At 63.9% G+C, this 18,863-nt stretch carries 15 protein-coding genes; 5 read left to right on the forward strand and 10 right to left on the reverse strand.

What is annotated here, in order from left to right:
• The first annotated feature begins 8 nt into the window (after positions 1 to 8).
• Together IEV58_RS09370 and IEV58_RS09375 are read left to right on the forward strand one after the other, a co-directional pair.
• Positions 9 to 1,112: an efflux RND transporter periplasmic adaptor subunit gene (locus tag IEV58_RS09370; RefSeq protein ID WP_188409470.1), complete on the forward strand. Its 1,104-nt coding sequence runs from the start codon at positions 9 to 11 to the stop codon at positions 1,110 to 1,112.
• 4 nt (positions 1,113 to 1,116) lie between these two features.
• On the forward strand, positions 1,117 to 4,239 hold the full coding sequence (locus tag IEV58_RS09375) for an efflux RND transporter permease subunit (RefSeq protein WP_188409471.1): 3,123 nt from the start codon (positions 1,117 to 1,119) through the stop codon (positions 4,237 to 4,239).
• On the opposite strand, the gene IEV58_RS09380 is transcribed toward IEV58_RS09375, so the two are convergent.
• The 4 genes from IEV58_RS09380 to IEV58_RS09395 all read right to left on the reverse strand — a co-directional run bounded on the left by IEV58_RS09380 (position 4,205) and on the right by IEV58_RS09395 (position 9,627).
• Entirely contained in the window at positions 4,205 to 5,656 is a 1,452-nt protein-coding gene (locus IEV58_RS09380) for a protein adenylyltransferase SelO (RefSeq protein ID WP_188409472.1), read from the reverse strand. The two genes, IEV58_RS09375 and IEV58_RS09380, sit on opposite strands and share 35 nt — an antisense overlap.
• 112 nt (positions 5,657 to 5,768) lie before the next feature.
• Entirely contained in the window at positions 5,769 to 7,472 is a 1,704-nt protein-coding gene (locus tag IEV58_RS09385) for an OmpA family protein (protein WP_188409473.1), read from the reverse strand.
• Between the two features lie 146 nt (positions 7,473 to 7,618).
• Positions 7,619 to 8,278, reverse strand: a complete 660-nt coding sequence (locus IEV58_RS09390; protein ID WP_188409474.1) for a hypothetical protein — start codon at positions 8,276 to 8,278, stop codon at positions 7,619 to 7,621.
• 104 nt (positions 8,279 to 8,382) lie between these two features.
• A complete protein-coding gene (locus IEV58_RS09395) occupies positions 8,383 to 9,627 on the reverse strand; it encodes an NAD(P)/FAD-dependent oxidoreductase (RefSeq protein ID WP_188409475.1) in 1,245 nt (414 codons plus the stop codon).
• Positions 9,628 to 9,788: 161 nt separating this feature from the next.
• Here IEV58_RS09395 and murI point away from each other — a divergent pair, with 161 nt between their 5' ends.
• Together murI and IEV58_RS09405 are read left to right on the forward strand one after the other, a co-directional pair.
• A complete protein-coding gene (gene murI / locus IEV58_RS09400) occupies positions 9,789 to 10,670 on the forward strand; it encodes a glutamate racemase (RefSeq protein ID WP_188409476.1) in 882 nt (293 codons plus the stop codon).
• Positions 10,664 to 11,206: a GNAT family N-acetyltransferase gene (locus tag IEV58_RS09405; RefSeq protein ID WP_188409477.1), complete on the forward strand. Its 543-nt coding sequence runs from the start codon at positions 10,664 to 10,666 to the stop codon at positions 11,204 to 11,206. Before murI ends, IEV58_RS09405 begins: the two co-directional genes overlap by 7 nt.
• Positions 11,207 to 11,213: 7 nt before the next feature.
• Here the strand turns inward: IEV58_RS09405 and tam are convergent, their stop codons facing one another.
• A complete protein-coding gene (gene tam / locus IEV58_RS09410) occupies positions 11,214 to 11,978 on the reverse strand; it encodes a trans-aconitate 2-methyltransferase (RefSeq protein WP_188409478.1) in 765 nt (254 codons plus the stop codon).
• 47 nt (positions 11,979 to 12,025) lie between these two features.
• Here tam and IEV58_RS09415 point away from each other — a divergent pair, with 47 nt between their 5' ends.
• On the forward strand, positions 12,026 to 13,288 hold the full coding sequence (locus IEV58_RS09415; RefSeq protein WP_229729322.1) for an MFS transporter: 1,263 nt from the start codon (positions 12,026 to 12,028) through the stop codon (positions 13,286 to 13,288).
• Between the two features lie 62 nt (positions 13,289 to 13,350).
• On the opposite strand, the gene IEV58_RS09420 is transcribed toward IEV58_RS09415, so the two are convergent.
• From IEV58_RS09420 to IEV58_RS09440, 5 genes are all read right to left on the reverse strand, one after another.
• Positions 13,351 to 14,190 (reverse strand): GntR family transcriptional regulator, encoded by an 840-nt coding sequence (locus tag IEV58_RS09420; RefSeq protein WP_188409479.1) that lies wholly within the window; start codon positions 14,188 to 14,190, stop codon positions 13,351 to 13,353.
• Positions 14,191 to 14,210: 20 nt separating this feature from the next.
• Positions 14,211 to 15,482 (reverse strand): TRAP transporter large permease, encoded by a 1,272-nt coding sequence (locus tag IEV58_RS09425; RefSeq protein WP_188409480.1) that lies wholly within the window; start codon positions 15,480 to 15,482, stop codon positions 14,211 to 14,213.
• Positions 15,483 to 15,494: 12 nt separating this feature from the next.
• A complete protein-coding gene (locus IEV58_RS09430) occupies positions 15,495 to 16,040 on the reverse strand; it encodes a TRAP transporter small permease (RefSeq protein WP_188409481.1) in 546 nt (181 codons plus the stop codon).
• 38 nt (positions 16,041 to 16,078) lie between these two features.
• A complete protein-coding gene (locus tag IEV58_RS09435; RefSeq protein ID WP_188409482.1) occupies positions 16,079 to 17,449 on the reverse strand; it encodes an amidase in 1,371 nt (456 codons plus the stop codon).
• A 208-nt stretch (positions 17,450 to 17,657) separates the two neighbouring features.
• Entirely contained in the window at positions 17,658 to 18,860 is a 1,203-nt protein-coding gene (locus IEV58_RS09440) for a CaiB/BaiF CoA transferase family protein (protein WP_188409483.1), read from the reverse strand.
• Positions 18,861 to 18,863 lie beyond the last annotated feature (3 nt).

Consider the following 18,863-nt stretch of genomic DNA (forward strand, 5'->3'; position numbering starts at 1 on the left):
GAGCCAGAATGTTGAAGATTATCGCCGGCGTCGCCGTCCTCGCGGCCGGTGCGTTCTGGATGTTCGGCGGACGGGATGCATCGCCGCGGACGGCTGTGCCGGTGGAGCAGCCCGAAGTGGTGGAGCTTGCCGCGATGGAAGTGACGCGGGTCGAGCGGCAGGACCTTGCGACCGAAATCCGCGTCAGCGGTTCGCTGCAGCCGGTGCGCCGTACGAGCCTTACGGCAAAGGTCTCGGGAACGCTGAGCGAAGTGCTTGTCGACGTCGGCGACAAGGTGAAGGCGGGCGACGTCATCGCGCGTTTCGACACGAGAGATTTCATCAACAGCCTGGATGAGCGCAAGGCCACGTTGGCGGCCACGAGCGCCCAATTGAAAGTGGCCGAACAGACCCTGGCACGCACCAGGCAGCTCAGCGGCAGCGGAATTTCGTCGCGGGCCGCTCTTGATGAGGCTGAGGCAAGCGTGCTGCAGTTTCGGGCGCAGGAGCGCGCGCTGCAGGCGCAGGTGGAATCTGCTCAGAAGAACTTGAACGACACCGTCGTGCGCGCCGATTTCGATGGATTTGTCTCTGCCCGGAATGTTGAGGAGGGACAGACGGTAGGCGTCAATGCCGAACTCGTCAGCATCGTCGACCTCAGCACACTCGAAGTCGCGGCAGGTGTTCCGACGAACCGTATCGCGGAAGTCGCTGTCGGCCAGAAGGCTCGTCTGCGGATCGACGGCTTCGACGGCAGGGTCTTTGAAGCGGAGGTTCGTCGAATCAGCCCCGTGGCGACGGCGAATTCACGCTCAATCCACGTCTTCCTCGACATCGACAACAGCGACAGCTCGCTGCGCGGCAACATGTTCGCCAGCGGTGCGATAACCATCCGCCAGTCCAACGACGTGGTCGCGCTGCCGGCTGCGGCGCTGCGAAAGGACGGCGAGACCTCCTTCGTGCTGAAGGTCGATAACGACAAGCTCGTTCGTCAGGACGTGACGGCCGGCAGCAACTGGCAAAATGGACGGCTGGTGGAAATCACGGCAGGCGTGGAGGAGGGCGATGTCATCGTCACGGCGCCGCTGCCTGATCTGAAGCCGGACACGAACATCCGCATCGCGGGACTTTGACGCCATGTTTCTGACCCGCATCAGCGTCAACAATCCCGTCTTCGCCACCATGATGATGCTGGCCTTGGTGGTGATCGGCCTCTTTTCCTTCTCCCGCATGGGCGTCGACCAGTTTCCCGACGTCGACCTGCCGGTGGTCGTGGTCTCGACCACCTATACCGGCGCTTCGCCGGAGAGCGTCGAGAGCGAGGTGACGCGGCCTGTCGAGGACGCCGTCAACACCATCGGTGGTATCGACACGATCACCTCCGAATCCTACGAGGGACGCTCGCTCGTCATCGTCCAGTTCACCCTGGACACCGATGCCCGCACCGCGGCACAGGAGGTGCGTGACCGCGTCTCGCGCCTTGAAGCGATCTTCGCCGATGAGGTGGATACACCGCAGGTGACCCGCTTCAATCCCGATGACGCGCCGATCCTGTCGCTGGCGCTCAGCGGCGAAACTCAGACGCTGCCCGAGCTCACCTCGCTTGCCGATGAGGTCATCACCAAGCGGCTCAATGTGGTGCCCGGCGTCGGCCAGACCACCATCGTCGGCGGCAGCGCGCGTCAGATCGCGGTTCTTCTCGATCCGGAGCGCCTCCAGGCGCTCGAGATCAGCGTGACCGAGGTCATGGACGCGATCCGCCGCGACAACCAGGACATCGCGGCCGGCGACCTTCAGGCAGGCATCAACCAGCGCATCGTGACAGTGGAAGGGCGCCTCGCGGAGCCGGAAGATTTCCGCAACATCATCGTGGCTCAGCGCGGCGGTCATCCGGTCTATCTCTCCCAGGTGGCACAGGTGCTTGACCAGGGCGCGGAACTCACCAGCCGGGCGCTGTTCAACGGCACGCCGGCGCTGGGCATCGATGTGGTCAAGGTCCAGGGTTCCAACACCGTTCAGGTGGCCCGTGACCTTCGCGCCGAGATCGGCCGCTTGAGCAATGAATTGCGCAGCGAGGGCATCAAGCTGGAGATCACGCGCGACAACTCCCGTGCGATTTCCAATTCGGTCAATGACGTCCAGCGTACTCTGGTGGAGGGCGGCCTTCTCACCGTCGCCATCGTCTTCCTATTCCTCAATTCATGGCGCAGCACGGTGATCACGGCCTTGACGCTGCCGATCTCGGTGATTGGCACCTTCGCGGTAATCTTCTTCCTCGGCTTCACGCTCAACACCATGACGCTGATGGCGCTTTCCCTGGCCATCGGTATCCTGATCGACGATGCCATCGTGGTGCGCGAGAACATCACCCGTCATCTCGCCATGGGCAAAAGCCATCGGCAGGCGGCGCTGGAGGGCACCAATGAGATCGGCCTTGCCGTGCTCGCGACCACGCTGTCCATCGTGGCGGTGTTCCTGCCCGTCGCCTTTATGGGCGGCATCATCGGCCGCTTCTTCCTCCAGTTCGGCGTGACCGTTTCGGTCGCCGTCATGATCTCGCTCTTCGTCGCCTTCACGCTTGATCCAATGCTTTCAAGCGTGTGGTACGACCCGCATGCTCATGCCGGCGCCAAGCGGGGGCCTGTTGGCCGTCTCGTGGCACGCTTCGATCGTGCCTTCGAGCGCTTTGCCGCGATTTACAAGAGGATCATTCACTGGAGCTTCCGTCACCGGCTCCTGACCATGATCTCGGCCTTGGCCCTTTTCGTCGGCAGCCTGTTCCTGGTGCCCATGATCGGCGGCGAGTTTGTGCCGGAGGGCGATCAGGGTGAATTCGCAGTCAGCGTGAAGGCGCCCGAGGGCTCGTCACTGGACTACACTGTCGCCAAGGTGCGGCAGGTGGAGGAGGCGTTGCGGGAGTTTCCCGAGGTCAGCAGCTTCTACAGCACCATCAACGCAAGCGGCGCTCGCGGCTACAATGAAGCCAACATCCATGTGTCGATGTTGCCACGTGCCGAACGCACGCGCACGCCGCAGGATCTCGCCGAGCCGCTACGACAGCGGTTCTCGGAAATCGCGGGGCTGACCATTTCCGTCAATCAGCCCGGCGCCGTGGGTGGCGGCGGCAACAACAAGCCGCTGCAGTTCTCGATTCTCGGGCCCGACATCAACACGCTGAAGCGGCTCTCAGAGCAGGTGATGGCAAAGCTGCGTGCGATCCCAGGAGCGGTGGAAGTCGAATCCAGCATGGAAAACGAGCAGCCGACGCTGGCGATCAGGGTGCGGCACGAGGTGGCGAGTGATCTCGGTGTTTCCCTGCAGACTATCGGCGACACGCTGCGGCCGCTGGTGGCGGGCGATGCCATCTCGGTGTGGAATGCGCCCAATGGCGAAACCTATGATGTCGAGGTGCGCCTGCCGCGCGACTACCGCGAGGATCCCCAGAGCCTCAGGAACCTGATGATCCGGTCCTCGAAGACCGATGCCAACGGCCAGCCGATCAACGTCTATCTCGATCAGGTCGCGGACATCGTGCCGTCCTTTGCGCCCGATGTGATCAGCCGCAAGGACCTTTCGCGGCAGGTGCTTATCTCGGCCAATGTCTCCGGCCGTGCGCTGGGTGAGGTCACGGCCGATCTCAACCGCGAGATCGCGGCCATGAACATCCCTGCCAGCTATCGCGTCAGCTTCGGCGGCGATACCGAGAACATGCAGGAGAGCATCGGCTATGCCGTCCAGGCGCTCGGTCTTGCGGTGATCTTCATCTATCTGATCCTTGCCTCGCAGTTCGGCAGCTTCCTTCAGCCTCTCGCGATCATGGCGACGCTGCCGCTGTCGCTGATCGGCGTGTTGGTGGGCCTGCTTCTGACCGGCTCCACGCTCAACATCTTCTCCATCATCGGCTTCATCATGCTGATGGGCCTTGTCACCAAGAACGCGATCCTGCTGGTCGATTTCTCCAATCAGGAGCGTGAACGGGGAGCGACGCTGGAGGACAGCTTGGCGGAGGCGGGCGCCATCCGGCTCCGGCCCATTATCATGACGACACTGGCCATGATCTTCGGCATGCTGCCGCTGGCGCTGGGGCTGGGCGAGGGTGGTGAGCAGCGGGCGCCGATGGCTCATGCGGTGATCGGCGGACTGATCTCCTCCACCGTGCTGACCCTGGTCTTCGTGCCGGTGATCCTGACCTACCTCGACCGTTTCGGGCGCTGGGTCAGCCGCTTCACACCGAAGGCGCCGCTTGAACCCGCGGAATGATGCGAGTGCCGTAAGCGTCCGACATCTCAGCGATATCGGAGAGCTTACGGTCAAGGCCTGACCAGTCATCGGTGCTGTCGATGAGCGACCAGATGGCCTCCACATCCGGCAGCAGCATGGTCACTGGCTCGCCACGCTGGAAATAGGGGTGGTCGAGATTGACATCGGGCACCGGCTCATAGAGCTGCAGGGCAAGATGAACAGGCTCGAACTGCGGTGTTGCGTAGAGCAGGGCGGATGGACTTTTCGCGGCCCGTTGCTCGCTCAGAAGGCCGCCCCGCCAGTCGAAGATCGCCTGTTCAAAGGGCGCACGCGATTCCAGGAGGAAGCCATAAAAGCGGGCGATCAGATCGGCATCCTCCTCGTCCGATCGCGAGGTGAGGCCGAGCCGTTTCAGCATGGCGATGGAAAGTTCACGCTGCAGGGCCGGCCAGAACACCTGAAGGGCCTCCTCCAACTCTTCCTTGCTTGCCAGCGGCAGGAGGCAACCGGCCAATCTTACGAGGTTCCAGGCGAGCGTCTCCGGCTGGCGGCCATAGGCATATAGCCCGGTTTCATCGAAATAGGCGGCGGTGAAGCCTGGATCATAGGTGGGCAGGAAACGCCAGGGGCCGTAATCGAAGCTCTCGCCGGTGACGTTGATGTTGTCGGTATTGAGGACGCCGTGGACGAAGCCGGCCATCATCCATTGAGCTCCTGTGCGGGCCACATTGCGGCAAACTTCTCCCACGAAGGCGGCGGTCCGGGCTGAAAGCTCGTCTCGCCACACGTGGGGCATGTAGGTTCGGATCGTGTAATCCAGCAGCTTCTGGAGATTGTCCTCTTCCTTGCGGTAGGCCAGCCGCTGGAAAGAGCCGATGCGGATGTGGGAATGGCTCAGGCGAACGAGCACGGATGAACGGGTGGGAGAGGGCTCATCATTGCGGTAGAGCGGTTCGCCGGTTTCAATCAGGCTGAAGGTCTTGGAGGTATAGACGCCGAGTGCCTCCAGCATCTCGGTCGCGAGGATTTCACGCAGACCACCTTTCAGTGTCAGGCGGCCATCGGCGGTGCGTGACCAGGGCGTCTGTCCGCTGCCCTTGGTGCCGAGATCCAGCAGGCGGCCGTCTTCAAGGTCATGGAGCTGCGCGAAGAGAAAGCCGCGGCCGTCGCCGAGATCGGGGTTGTAAACCCGGAACTGGTGACCGTGGTAGCGCAGCGCGAGCGGCTGCGCGAAGCTGCCGGGCAAGGGCTCGAACTGGCCGAAGTGGGCGATCCACTCCTCGTCGGACAGATGCGACAGGCCCACCCGATCCGACCAGCGGTGATTGCGATAGCGCAGGATGTGCTGCGGGAAAGCCGCCGCATCCACCGGATCATAGAAGTCGGGTCCCAGTGCGGCGTGGCTGGTCGAGGCTTTGAAAGGGGTAGCTGTCATGGCCCTGCGTCAGGTCGAGTGTGCATCATGCTGATACCGGACCTAACGCGGCGCGCGAAGAGATGTTGCCTTCATAGGACGGCGGGCGGCATTTCGGCCGCCCGCCGCATGCTCATTGAGCGTTCGAGGTGAGGAGCGGCGTGATCCGCCGCAGCGTGACGCGACGGTTCTCGCGTTCCTCGCTCTCCGTCTGAACCTTCAACTGCTCTTCGCCATAGCCTTGCGTGATCAGGTTCTCGGCGGGAATGTCGAAATGCTCGGTGAGGATGATTGCCACCGACTCCGCCCGGCGGTCGGAGAGGGCGAGATTATCCTCGTCGGAGCCCACCGCGTCGGTGTGGCCTTCGATCAGGAACACCTCCTCGGGATTCTTTTTCACGATGTCTTCGATGGCTGTGCCGATCGTCTCCAGCCTGTCGATCTGGTCGTCTCCGATCTCCCAGGCTCCGAACTCGAAGTTGATGGTGTTCAGATCGATGCTGCGCACCTTCTCCAGAATTCGGTAGTTGCGGCGGATTTCACCGAGACTATAGGCACGCTCGACGCGTTCCACGGGAGGCGCGATCAAGGTCTCCTCGATCAGCGGCAGCGGGGCTTCGTCCGCTTCCACGATGTAACGCTCGCGGGGGATGTCGAGGACCAGCGGCGGCAGCTCGATGATCGGGCCGATTCCGCGGCCGTAGCGATCGCGGCGGTCAGGACCGCGATGTTCTTCGATCAGCACGATCTCGCGGCCGGCCGGGTCGACCCGGGTGCGGCTGACGATGTTGCCGAACTCGTCCCGCACGGTGACGATGCGCGTGCCGTTGGGCCGCACCACTGTGGTCGCGGTATTGCCGTTGGGCCGCCGATCCGTTCGGACATCACGTGCGTTGCGAGACAGACGGCCGCTGTCGTCGTTCTGGATGATGATCCGATTGTCTTCGCGGATGATCACCCGGTCCTCGCCATCGCGGATGATGGTGCGGTCGTTGTCCCGCTCGATCACCTCCCGTCGGTCGAGACGGGGCCGTTCACCGCGATCCGCGCGCTCCTCATCCCGCCGTTGCTCCAGACGCTCCCTGAGGTCTCCGCGATCGCGACCGCCCTCATCCCGGTTGCGTTCTCCCCGGTCGCGGTCATCGCGATCAGGACGACGCTCGCCTCGGTCAGCCCGGTGTTCGAGTCGGTCGCGGAGACGTTCGCGCGGCTCACCTTGCTCCGGCCCGTCACGGCGCGACCGTTCGGGCGCCTCACGCGCGGCCGGCGTCTCCGGCGCGGCGGTTGGGGCAGCACGACGTTCAGCCGGCTGAGGTTCCGCGCGACGCTCGGTGGGTGCGGAGGGCGTTTCGGCGGGCGCGCTCTTCTCGCGGACGTCCTCGCGACGCTCTCGATTCTCGCCCCGTTCTGGCCGTTCGGACCTTTCTCGCCGCTCCGGCCGCTCTTTCGGCTCTTGACGTTCCGCGCGTTCTGGCCGCTCCGGCCGCCGCTCCTCAGAGCGGGTTTCCTCCCGCCGTTCCCGGCGGGGGGCGGGTTTCTCCGGTCCTGCTTGCGCCGGACGCGACGTTGGTTCTGCCGGCCGCGACGTTGGCCGGGCAGGCCGCTCCGGGGCATCCGGAGGCGCTGATTCCCGGGCAGCCGGACGTTCCGGCCGATCCGGACGTTGCGGACGGTCAGGCCGTTCGGTGGCTTTCGGGGTCTGAGATCGCTCCTTTTCCTCGGGCACGACCACGGCCTGCGCAAGAATCACTCCGGGTGCTTGCGCGGCGATGGTTTCGAGGGCGGTGGCTGAACCTGGTAACGATGCTGCAATCAAAGGAAAGGCAGCAGCGCTCATTATAATCTTCGATGTTTTGTTCAAGACGGCGTCTCCCTGTGCGCCGGTTGCAATTGTCTATAATAATGGAATTCAATAAGGTTATTTTTTGTTCACGGCGTTCATCTTGGATTTATTTTCCTGAATATTTGTTCATATTCTAAAAATTACATGGGCTCCCCGCCGGCCACTTTCATGCCGCGCAGACCTTTGGCCATATCCTTCTCCCCGAGCGTCTTGAAATCCGCTTCGGTGAAGGGTGGTTCCCCGCGGCCGATAAAAACTTTGAACCCGCCATTCAGGGCAACGATATCTCCCCGGCGCAGGGTCGTGTCGGCAAAAATGGGGACCGAGAGATTGTTGATGCGACCGCCGCAGGAGCTTGCCGCGGCGGGCGAAGAGGAGCGGCCGCTGAACAAGGGTTTCGACGCGGCAAGGTCGGCCACCACAACGGGGCCGAGGCGCTCAACCGTCATTTCGGTGATCTCGCCATTGCCGGCTGCACTGCACATCTGCAGATAATTGTCGTGATCCCGGTCCGAGGGTCGGATCGCCATGACCATGCGAGCGCCGTCGCAGACGCGGGTGCATATGACCCGGTCGAAAACCTTTGGAGGGGCATCGGTAACGGATTGCGTGCCGCGCGCGGCTTGCAGCCGTCGTTGCGACTCTGCACGCTGGTTTACCTGCCTCTCCATGCGCTTCGCTTCGTTCATGAAGAAGTCGGCCGGGCTTTCGGCTCGAGCAGTGTGGACCGCTGCAAACAGCGCTGCAAGGCATGCTGCGCCAAGCCCAAGAGCCGCTATGGATGTGCTGTCGTTGGTCATCGCCCGCACCCGTCACCATGGATGCCACATAAACTGTGCCGATAACCGAAAGGTTCACGCGCCTGATTCGTTCATGCTTAAACGCAACTGTTATTGATCGTCATCTATCCGAACCGCTCTGCCCGAAACGGCGCGGGGTCCGTCAGGGGATTTTCGCCCTGCATCATCTCGGCAAGCAGCCGCCCGGTGACAGGACCGAGGGTGAAGCCAAGATGCTGGTGGCCGAAGGCGAGCCAGAGATCGGGATCTTCGGGTGAGGGGCCGATGATGGGAATGGAGTCGGGCAGGCAGGGGCGATTTCCGACCCAGGGCTCCGGATCGACCGGACCTTCGATGTGCGGGAAAAGTTCATCGAGATAGGGGCGGGTGCGGGTGATCTGTGTCGGCGTCGGCTGGGCACGGAGCCCGGCAAATTCCACGCCTGTGGTCAGCCTCAGGCCCCGTGTCATCGATGACAGGCAATAGCCGCCGTCCACATCCACCACCGGGCGGCGCAAGGTGGCCTCTCCCACGGGTTTGTAATGCATGTGATAGCCGCGCTTGGTCGCAAGCGGCAGGCGATATCCCTTGGGGGTCAAAACATCGTTGGTCCAGGGGCCGAGCGCCAGCACAACGCGTTCCGCGGCAACGGAACCCGCTGCGGTTTCCACCCGATAAAGCCCATCGACCTTGGCAAGCGACAGCGCATCGCCTTTGGTGACAAGGCCGCCGCATTCTTCGAACAGGCGTGCGTAGCCTGCCACGACCGCGCCGGGATCGGAGACGCTGGCCGTGCCGGTCCAGAGCACGGCGTGCCGGAACACCGGCGCCAGATAGGGCTCCAGTTTGAGGGCGCCCTCGGTTTCGTGGATTTCATAGGGGACGCCGAGCTCGTCGGCGAGGGCAAGTTCGGTCTTCTCCTCGTTGAAGGGCATTTCCGAGCGGTAGACCCGCATCCAGCCGGTGCGCCGCAGATAGCGTTCCGCGCCGGTCGCGGCGATGAAGGGCTCGTGCTCCTCCAGCGCGCGGCTGACCAGGGGGTAGAGCGTGCGAGCGGTATGCTCCAACTTGTCCGGTGTGGAGTTGCGGAAATAGGACCAGAGCCAGGGCGCGACACTGGCGAGCCCGCCGATGCTGTAATTGGCCTGAGGCGCGCGTTTCAGCCCGACCTTCATCAAGGTGGTGATGTTGCGTGGGAAGGCGACCGGGAAGAGCGCGGAGGTTTCGATGACGCCGGCATTGCCGAAGGAGGTTTCCTCACCCGGCGCGCGGCGGTCCACAAGCGCCACGTCGAGCCCGCGCGCCTGCAGATGCAGCGCGGTGCTGATGCCGACGATGCCTGCGCCAAGAATCGTGACGTCTTTTCTCATGACATAAACATATCGCCTGGCGCCGTTTCGGCCATAGCGGGGTCGCGGAAGACACGGATCTGAAAAAATTTAGCCGCGGCAGCGGTTTCAGCCACGATTTGGTTACCGTTTTCTGTACAGCTTACTTCAGTCGGATTCACATGTATGTGCGGGGGAGCGCGATGGGCGTTGACCTGATGGCGGGAGCGACGACGACAACGGCAAGGCTGGTGACGGGCCGGCCGCCGCGTGTCGGCGTGTTCGATTCAGGTGTGGGCGGCCTCACGGTGTTCGCCGAGATCATCCGTCAAATGCCAAAGGCCGAACTCATCTACATCGCCGACGACGCCGGTTTCCCCTATGGGCCGCTCAGCGACAAAGCGCTGATCGACCGGGTTCTTTTCGTGCTTGAGCCGCTGATCGAGAGCGAGCGGCTCGATATGGTCGTGATCGCCTGCAACACGGCCTCGACCCTGACGCTTCCGGTGCTTCGGTCGCGTCATTACATTCCCTTTGTGGGCACGGTGCCTGCCATCAAGACCGCCGCCAGCCTCTCCCGGTCCCGCCGCGTCTCGGTTCTTGCAACGCCCGGAACGGTTGCCCGGGATTATACCCGCGACCTCGTCAGCACCCATGCTTCGGACTGCCGTGTCACTTTGGTGGGGGCCGCTGACCTTGCCGCCCATGCCGAGGCGGAAATGCATGGAGCTCCTGTTTCCGACAGCGTCATCGGCGCGGCCATCGCGCCGTGTTTCGTGTCGGATGAGGGCGGACGCACCGATGCGGTGGTCCTCGCCTGTACGCATTACCCGCTGTTGCTCGCGCGGTTCGAGGCGCTGGCGCCGTGGCCTGTCACCTGGATCAATCCGGCGGCTGCGATCGCCCGCCGCGCCGCCACGCTGGCCGGAGAGATCGACGCGAGAGGCACGGTGCCGCCGCCACGCGCCATCTTCACATCCGGCAGCGCTTGTCCCGCTGCCTTCCGCGATGTTCTGCTGGCGGGCCGCCAAGCGGACACCGATGCCTCCGTCTTGCCCGAACCTTCAAGGATTGCCGCTTGCTGATCCGTATCTTTCCCACGCTGGTCGAAGTCGCGGGTCTCTTCGGCGATGTGCCGCATGAAGGGCATCTTCCCGGCCTCGAAAAACTGTTCGCCGACGAGGAGGTCATGGCCATGTTCGGCGGCATCCGTCCGCCCGGTGCCGCCAAGGCCTTCGTGCAGCGTCAGCGTGCGCACTGGCGTGACCGCGCCTTCGGCGTCTGGTTCTTCCGCGACCTGGAAACGGGCGAATTCGCCGGCTGGGGCGGCATCCGTCATGGAGATGCGGCGGGCGATGACCTGGTGGAACTGCGCTACGCGCTGCGTCCCGGCTTCTGGGGCAGGGGCTGCGCCACCGAAATCTCCAAGCTTGCCGTGCAACTGGGCTTTGAAAACCTGGGACTTCCCGAGATCGTCGCGGTGGCCCATGTGAAGAACAACCGCGCCGAAGCGGTGATGGTGCGCACCGGCATGCGCTTCGACGGACGCATCAACCGGGCCGGCATGCCCCATGTGCTTTACCGCATCAACGGCTATCGCGAGCAGGCGCTGAGCGCCTGACGGCGCTTCACCGCGTGGCTACGACAAAAAGGCGGGGGAAGGGCAGCAGCACGGTGCCATCGGCCAAGGGCCGATAGGCCTTGCTGATAGCTTCCCGGTAGTTGCCGAGAAAGTCTTTCTGCTCGTTCTCATCGAGAGCCGCGAGATAGGGCCTCAAGGCGCTGCCCTTGAACCATTCGACCACGCCCGCGGCGCCATCCTTCATGGGATGATGATAGATGGTGCGCCAGACATCGACCCGCGCGCAGAGTGGTTTCAGCAGTTCGTAATACCAGTCCGCCGTGTGCCGTGCTTCGCGGCCTGCCTTGCCGAGCTTCGATGCCCAGGGCCCCTGCGCCGCCACCTCGCGCATGGCGTGATGGGCGGGCTCGTCCAGATTGTCGGGCGTCTGCACGGCGAGGGTGCCGGCTTCGGTCAGCATGCCGACAAGGCGCGGGTAGAGCATCCGGTGGTCCGGCACCCATTGCATGGAGGCATTGGCGAAGATGAGATCGACGGGCTCATCCGACTGCCAGCTTGCGATGTCGCCGGTGATGAAGAACAGCTGCGGCAGGCGCTTGTTCGCGGCCGCGATCATGTCCTCGGAGTTGTCGAGCCCGATAACCTTGGCATCGGGATAGCGCGCGGCAACCGCTTCGGTGGAATTGCCCGGTCCACAGCCGAGATCGATGGCGCGCCGGACGTCATGGGCGGGTATGGCGGCGAGGAGATCGCGCACCGGGCGGGTGCGTTCATCTTCGAAGGTGACATATTGCTTGGCGGACCAGGTCATGGATGTTGCCTGCGTGGGGTGAGGGGAAATCTATAATCGGATTTTCCTTGCCCCGCAGCGATTATCCCGCGATGGCTGCGCCGGAAACCTCCGATCCCCTCGTGCCCCATCCCTTAGCCATGCCTCACACGCCGTCGCCCGTTCAACAAAGCCTCGCCTTCGCATTGGTCGTTTCCAGCACCGTCGTCGGGATCGCGGGCATCGATCTCGTCCTGCCGGCGGTCCCGAGCCTGCCGGAGGCCTTGGGGGGCTCCATCGAGGAAGCGCAGCTGGTGCTCGCCGGCTATAGCTTCGGCACGGCTGCCGGGCTGCTTGTCTTCGGGGAGCTTGGAAGCCGGTTCAACCGGCGCCTTCTCCTTGGCCTCTCACTGCTGCTGTTTGCCCTCACATCCTTTGCCGCAAGCTGGGCCGGCGGGATGACCGAGCTGATCGTGATCCGTGTGGTGCAGGGAGCATTCGGCGCGGCAGCCGCCGTCTTCGCGCCGGGGCTGATCCGTGCGCTCTATGGCGATGATCGCGCGGTCGGTGCCATGGGGCGCTTGGGATCCATCGAGTCACTGACACCGGCACTGGCGCCGCTGGTCGGGGTCTATCTGCTCGATCTCGGCGGCTGGCGGCTCTCGTTCGACATCATCGGCGCGCTCGCCTTGCTTCTGGCACTGATCATGGCCGTTTTCGGCTCAAGGTTGCCGAAGAGCCCTCGGCAGGAGAAGGGTTCGGGAGGCTATCTCGCTCTGCTGCGTGACTTGGTTTTCCTGCGGTATGCGCTCAGTCAGGCCTTTTCCCTCGGTAGCCTCCTTATCTTCGTCTTCGGCATGCCCGCTGTTCTGACCGGCTCGCTCCAGCTCGGCCTGTCTGGTTTCGTCACTCTTCAGATCGTGGGCGTCTCCGCATTCATTGTGGGCGCAAGCTCCTCAGCTTCCGCGGTGCGGCGGTTCGGTGCGGAAAGCGTGATCCTAGGCGGAACACTCGCGCTCACGGCTGCATTCGTCGCGATGCTTCTTTATGCGTTTGCCGGAGGTTCCGCCCTTGCCGTCATCATCGCGCTCTTCGTCGTGGTGAACTTCGGCTTCGGACTGCGTGGCCCGGCCGGGTTTCATCGGGCCGTGGTCGCGTCGGGAGCCGACGATGCTCGCGGTTCGGCCTTGGTTGTCCTCGGCATTCTTGGTACGGCCGCGGGCGGAACGGCGCTGGCCGCTCCCTTCATCGCGCTTGGCCTCGCGCCACTGGTCGGGGTCGCGGCTCTGGTAGCCCTCATGGCCAGCGCGAGCCTGCTCCTGCTGCCGGCCCTTCGAGAGGACCTGAGCTAGGACGCGTTGCTTTTCGACGCTGCGTGGCGATTTGATCTCAGCACCGGTGGCGGGCAATCATCTTAGCCGTCCTTGCCGGCGGCGATCTCGCGCTTGAGCGTCATCAGATAGGAAAAGCGGTCGGAGGGATGAACGTTGATGGACATTTCGAACAGCCGCCGTCCCGGACCGAAGTAGCGACGCGTGATCTGGAGCGCAGGTGTACCCACCTCAGCTCCGATGGCTTCCGCGATTTCGCGCGATAGCGTTACCGCGACGATCTCCTGCTCGACCTCGGTGACCGGCTCGCCGGATTTTTCCTCGATGGCGGAGAACATTGCCGAACGATGCTCCGTCTTGCCGCGGAACAGGCGCGCATAGCGGCTGTGGATATAGACTTCGGTCCAGCAGATGGGCTCCGTCCGCCCCACGGCCTGGCGCACGCCGACGAGGTGCAGCCACTCCCGCTCGGGTCGCGAGCCCAGCCTGGCGGCAAGCGCACCGTAAACCGGCGTCATCTCCTCCCTGAGCACGAGGAGCGTGGCTTCGCTCGCGAACTGGAAGATGTTCACCAGTGATTGCAGCGCATAGTAATAGGCCTGTTCGGGCTGGCGCGCCTCGACGCGGGTGCCGACGCCCTTGCGGGCGGACAGGATCTTCTTCTGGCGCAGGAGCTGGGTTGCCTGGCGCACGGTCTGCCGGCTGACGCCGAGCAGTGCGCCGAGCTCGACCTCGGTCGGCAGCAGGCTTCCGACTGGATAAACGCCCTCATGGATCTTGCGCTGGAGCAGTTGCGCCACCTGCAGGTAGAGCGGAACGTTTCCTCCCTCCCGATCGATCCCGCCGGCCGGGCCATTTGAGGCCGGCAACGGGCCTGTGTCGGACCAGGTGTCCGGACCGTTCGGGTCGGAAGTTTGGGGCATGTGGTGTTCGAGGTCCCTTGCTACAGAAGCGCGAGCGATAGGTAGGGGAAGGCATTGATCAAGATCAACCCCAGCACACGCGCGGCATAGAATGGCAGCACGCCCATGATGACCGAATGGATCGGCAGCGAGGTGATGCGCGCCATGACGAAGAGGTTGAGCCCGACGGGTGGGGTGAGCGTCGCGACCTCCACCAGCGCTGTCATGATGACGCCGAAGTGGAGGGGGTTGATGCCGGCGGCCGTCGCCATCGGAAACAGCAGCGGCGCGAAGAGGACGATCATCGACACACCGTCGATGAACATGCCAACCACGATCAGGACCAGATTGACCATCAGCAGGAACTGGAAGGCGGAAACCTGATACTCCACCATGAAGCGTGACAGTTCGTCGGCCAGTCCAAGACGCGTGAGCACCACGGTGAGAAGACCTGACGACAAGAGGATGCCGTAGATCAGCACTGTCTGTGTCACGGTCTCCTTCGCCGTGCGCCACACCGTGAGGAGATTGGCGGTGCGGTAGACGAAGAGCACCAGGACGGCGGCATAGATCGCCGCGAGAGCGGAAACCTCGGTCGGCGTGAACCAGCCGGCATAGATGGTTCCGATGATCAGGACCGGCATGGCGATGGCGCCGAGCGCGCGCGGCAGGCGTCTTGCGAAACCCGGAAGATCAACAGGTTTGGTCTGCCCGCCATAGCCGCGAAGGCGCGAGATCACCAGCGTCACGATTCCAAGCAGGGTGGCCTCGAGCAAGCCTGGCACAATACCGGCGATGAAGAGATCGGAAACCGGCAGGCCCACGATCGAACCGATCAGGATGAACGTCAGCGACGGCGGAATCATCAGGCCGAGGGTGCCGCACACTGCGACAAGCGCGGCAGCAAACTGCTTTGGATAGCCTTCCTGTGGCATCAGCCGGGTGGCTGCCGGACCGAGAGCCACGGCGCAGGCAACGCTGGAGCCGTTGACGGCGGCGAAGAACACGGCGGACACCGCCACCGCCAGAGCGATGCCACCCCTGAACCAGCGCACCACACAGCCGATGAGATCGAGAATGACCAAGGCGAGATCGCCGCGCGACATGATGTTGCCGGCAAAGATGAAGAAGGGGATGGCCACCAGCGCATATTTGTCGATCCCGTCCCAGGCCGCCTGAGCGGCAAGCGTGATGGGGATGGTGACGCCCGATATGACGATGAGGCCGATGGCGACGAGGCCGAGCGCGACGGCGATGTGCACGCCCAGCGAGATCAGGGCGAGCAGGGTGAGGATGGTGAGAGCGGTTGTCATGGTCGTTGCCGATCAATGCGCGACGGGCTGGACTTCATCGCGGCCCTTGAAGAGCTCGATGGCGACGGAAACGAAATAGAGGCCGTAGAACAGCGCGCCGATCGGCAGGGCCGCGCGTACCAGCCACAGGGGCAGATCGAGGTTTGATTCCGTCATCATGCCCACGGTGTAGAGGTGGAGGCAGCTCAAGACGCCCGCCACGAAGACCATCCCGGAGAAAGCGAGACCGCAGAGGCAGTTGAGCCAGGCGCCGAACCGCCGCACGACGTGCGGCGCGGTGTCTATCAAGAGCTCCATCCGGATGTAGTTGCCCTGTCGCGTGGCGACGCCGAAGGCCATCATCACGCTCCACACGACGAGGAAGCGCACCGCTTCCTCCGCCCACCAATGGCTGTCGCCCAGCAGCATGCGCGATGTCGCCTCATAGAACATCAGCGCCATGGCCGCGAGCAACAGCGCGGTCGCGAGGCCGAGCAGAGGGCCGCGTTCAAAACGCGTGAACCAATTGCCTGAGGTTTGGGCGGGGGCGAACTCTCCTTCAGTGGTGTTCGAACTCATGTGCATTCTCCCCATTTTGTCTGCGCCGCTTCCGAGCGTCAGGCGCTGTATTTCGGTTTGCGATCAAGATGGCCCGTCGCGCGTTCAAAGGCATCGGACAAGCGAAGCATCCTGGCCTCGCCGCGCGGGTGCCCGATCAGCTGAAGACTGATGGGACATCCTTCCGCGTCGAAGCCGGCCGGTGTCGACAAAGCGGGAAGCCCGAGGAACGAAATCGGACGCGTGAGCGCCGAGAGCCGGGCAAGTGCCTCGCGCATCGCGGGACCGCCGCCATGATCAGTCGCGGCACCGGTCGGAGTCGGGTGGCGCATGGCGGGCGCGAGCAAGACATCGCAGCGGGCCAGCGGCCCCTCGACCATGGCGCGCAGAGCCAGAGCGCGCAGCGCGCGAGCGCGGGAATAGCCGACGGCGCTGACGGCAAGTCCCTGAGCCAGACGGGCACGCAGCTGAGGGCCGTAATCCTCCATGCGCTCGCGCAGCCAGTCCAGGTGGAGGGCGGCCGCCTCCGGCGTCCAGACCGCATCGGCAAGATCCGCCAGTGCGGTCTGGTCGGGGATATCGACGTCAAACACCTCGGCGCCGAGGTCCTTGAAAACCCGCGCTGCCTCGGTCATCACAGTCTCGACCTGAGGGTCGAGGTCTTCCCAATAGAAGCCGCGCGCGATCCCGACGGCAAGCCCGCGTGCGTCACCCGCCAATCCAGCCTCGCAATCGAGCGCCGCCATGACATCAATCAGCCGCGCGACGTCTCGGCTCGAACGCGCCAGCGGGCCTGGGCAATCGAGACTTTCGGACAGCCCCATCATGTGGTCGGTGGACAGAAGCCCCTGCGTCGGCTTCAGGCCAACGACGCCGCACATGGCGGCGGGCAGGCGCACCGAGCCGCCCGTGTCGGACCCGAGGGACGCGAAGACCGTGCGTGCGGCAACCGCTGCGCCCGAACCGGAGGATGAGCCGCCGGTGATCTTCTCCGGATCCCAGGGATTGCGGCAGCGGCCGAGATGGGTGTTGTGGCCGGTCGGTCCCATGGCAAATTCCGCCATGTGCAGCCGCGCGACGGTCACCGAGCCCGCGCGTTCGAGCGCGGCGACCAGCGGCGAGGTGGTGTCGGGCGTGAAGCCCGCGCGAATCTTCGACCCGCAACCGGAAATATGCCCGGCGCGGTAGTACATGTCCTTATGCGCGAGCGGCACACCATGCAGCCTGCCTCGGCTCTCACGGGGGACACGGTCGAGCGCGCGGGCGCGGCTAAAGGCCTCGTCACGCTCGGTCGCCACGACGGCGTTGAGGGTGACGCCGATGCCGTCGAGCGCGTCAAGCGACGCGGTCACCAGATCCTCGCAGGTGAGATCACCCGCGGCGATGGCGTCGGTGGCGGCGCACAAAGTGAGGCCGAGCGGCGATCTCATGGTGCCGCGTCTCCGCCGCGGCACAGGATGTCAAAGGATGCCGCGCGCAGGTCAAACAGGGCGCCTGGCTGTGGTGCAACTTTGCGAACCGCGCGTTCGATGTTGGCGTGTGTGGTGTTGATCGCCTGTGCGACATCCGCGGTGGTCCGATCTCCTGGCCTGATGCCATGAGCCTCGCGCAACCAATCCTCCGTGCTGGCCGCGGCTATCATATGACCCCCTTGTCCCGCAACGCGGCCAGCTGATCCTCGCTGTATCCGAGCGTGCCGAGAACGTCCTTTGTATCGGCCCCCATGGCCGGTGCCGCGCGTTTGAGGCCAACCTGCTCGTTGATCCTGACCGGGCCGACCAGCATGCGCACCGGATCACCACCTTCTGCACGTTCAAAGTCCGCCACACGGTCGCTGCCGGCTACGAAGGGGTTATCCAGTGCTTCAGCGACATCGTAGACGGGTGAGATCGGCACATGCCCACCCAGGGCCTCGCTCCATTGAGCGGATGTGCGCGTGGACAGCACCTCGTCAATGATGACGGTCAGCTCTTCGCGGTTTTTGAGGCGCGCGGCGAAGTCGATGAAGCGCGGATCGGTCGCCAGTTCAGGCCGGCCTATTCTGTCGGCGAAGATGGGCCAGAACTTCTCCTTGTTGCACATGACGAAGAGCCAGCCGTCACCGGTGCGGTAGAGCTGGGAGGGCGTCAGCGACGGATGCGCCGAACGTGGTTCTCGTCCCTGCACATGGCCGCTGTTGAGTTTCCAGGTGGCGACATAGCAAAGGGTGTGAAGCGCCGTATCGAAGAGGCTGACATCCACGTCCATCCCGCGCCCGGAGGCGCGTGCCCCGAGCAGCGCGCTTACAAGGCCGTAGGCCGTCATCACACCGGTCATCAGGTCGACGATGGAGAGGCCCATGCGCGTTGGCGGGCCGTCCGGTTCGCCGGTGAGGCTCAGGTAACCCGCCTCGGCCTGCATCAGATAGTCATAGCCGGGCCAGGAGCGGCGGGGTCCCTGCCGCCCGTAGCCGGAAAGATGCGCACAGACGATCTTTGGATTGACATCCTTGAGATGATCGTAGGTGACGCCGAGTTTCGACGGCAGATCGCCGCGCAGATTGTCGAGCACCGCGTCGGCGCCGGCGGCGAGATCGCGGAAGATCTTGGCGCCTTCCGGCTTCTTGAGATCGAGCGTGATGCTGCGCTTGTTGCGATTGAAGGACTGATAGAAATGGCTGTCGAGCTTGTCGAAAAAATAGGGCCCGACATGCCGGCCGACGTCGCCGCCGCCCTGCGGGTTCTCGATCTTGATCACATCGGCACCGAGATCGCCGAGCAGCATGCTGCCAAATGGTCCGGCGCCATATTGCTCGACGGCGAGGACAGTGACACCTGCCAAGGGAAGATTATCTGACGTCATCGT

The organism is Agaricicola taiwanensis, assembly GCF_014635245.1.
Taxonomy (GTDB): Bacteria; Pseudomonadota; Alphaproteobacteria; order Rhizobiales; family Methylopilaceae; genus Agaricicola; species Agaricicola taiwanensis.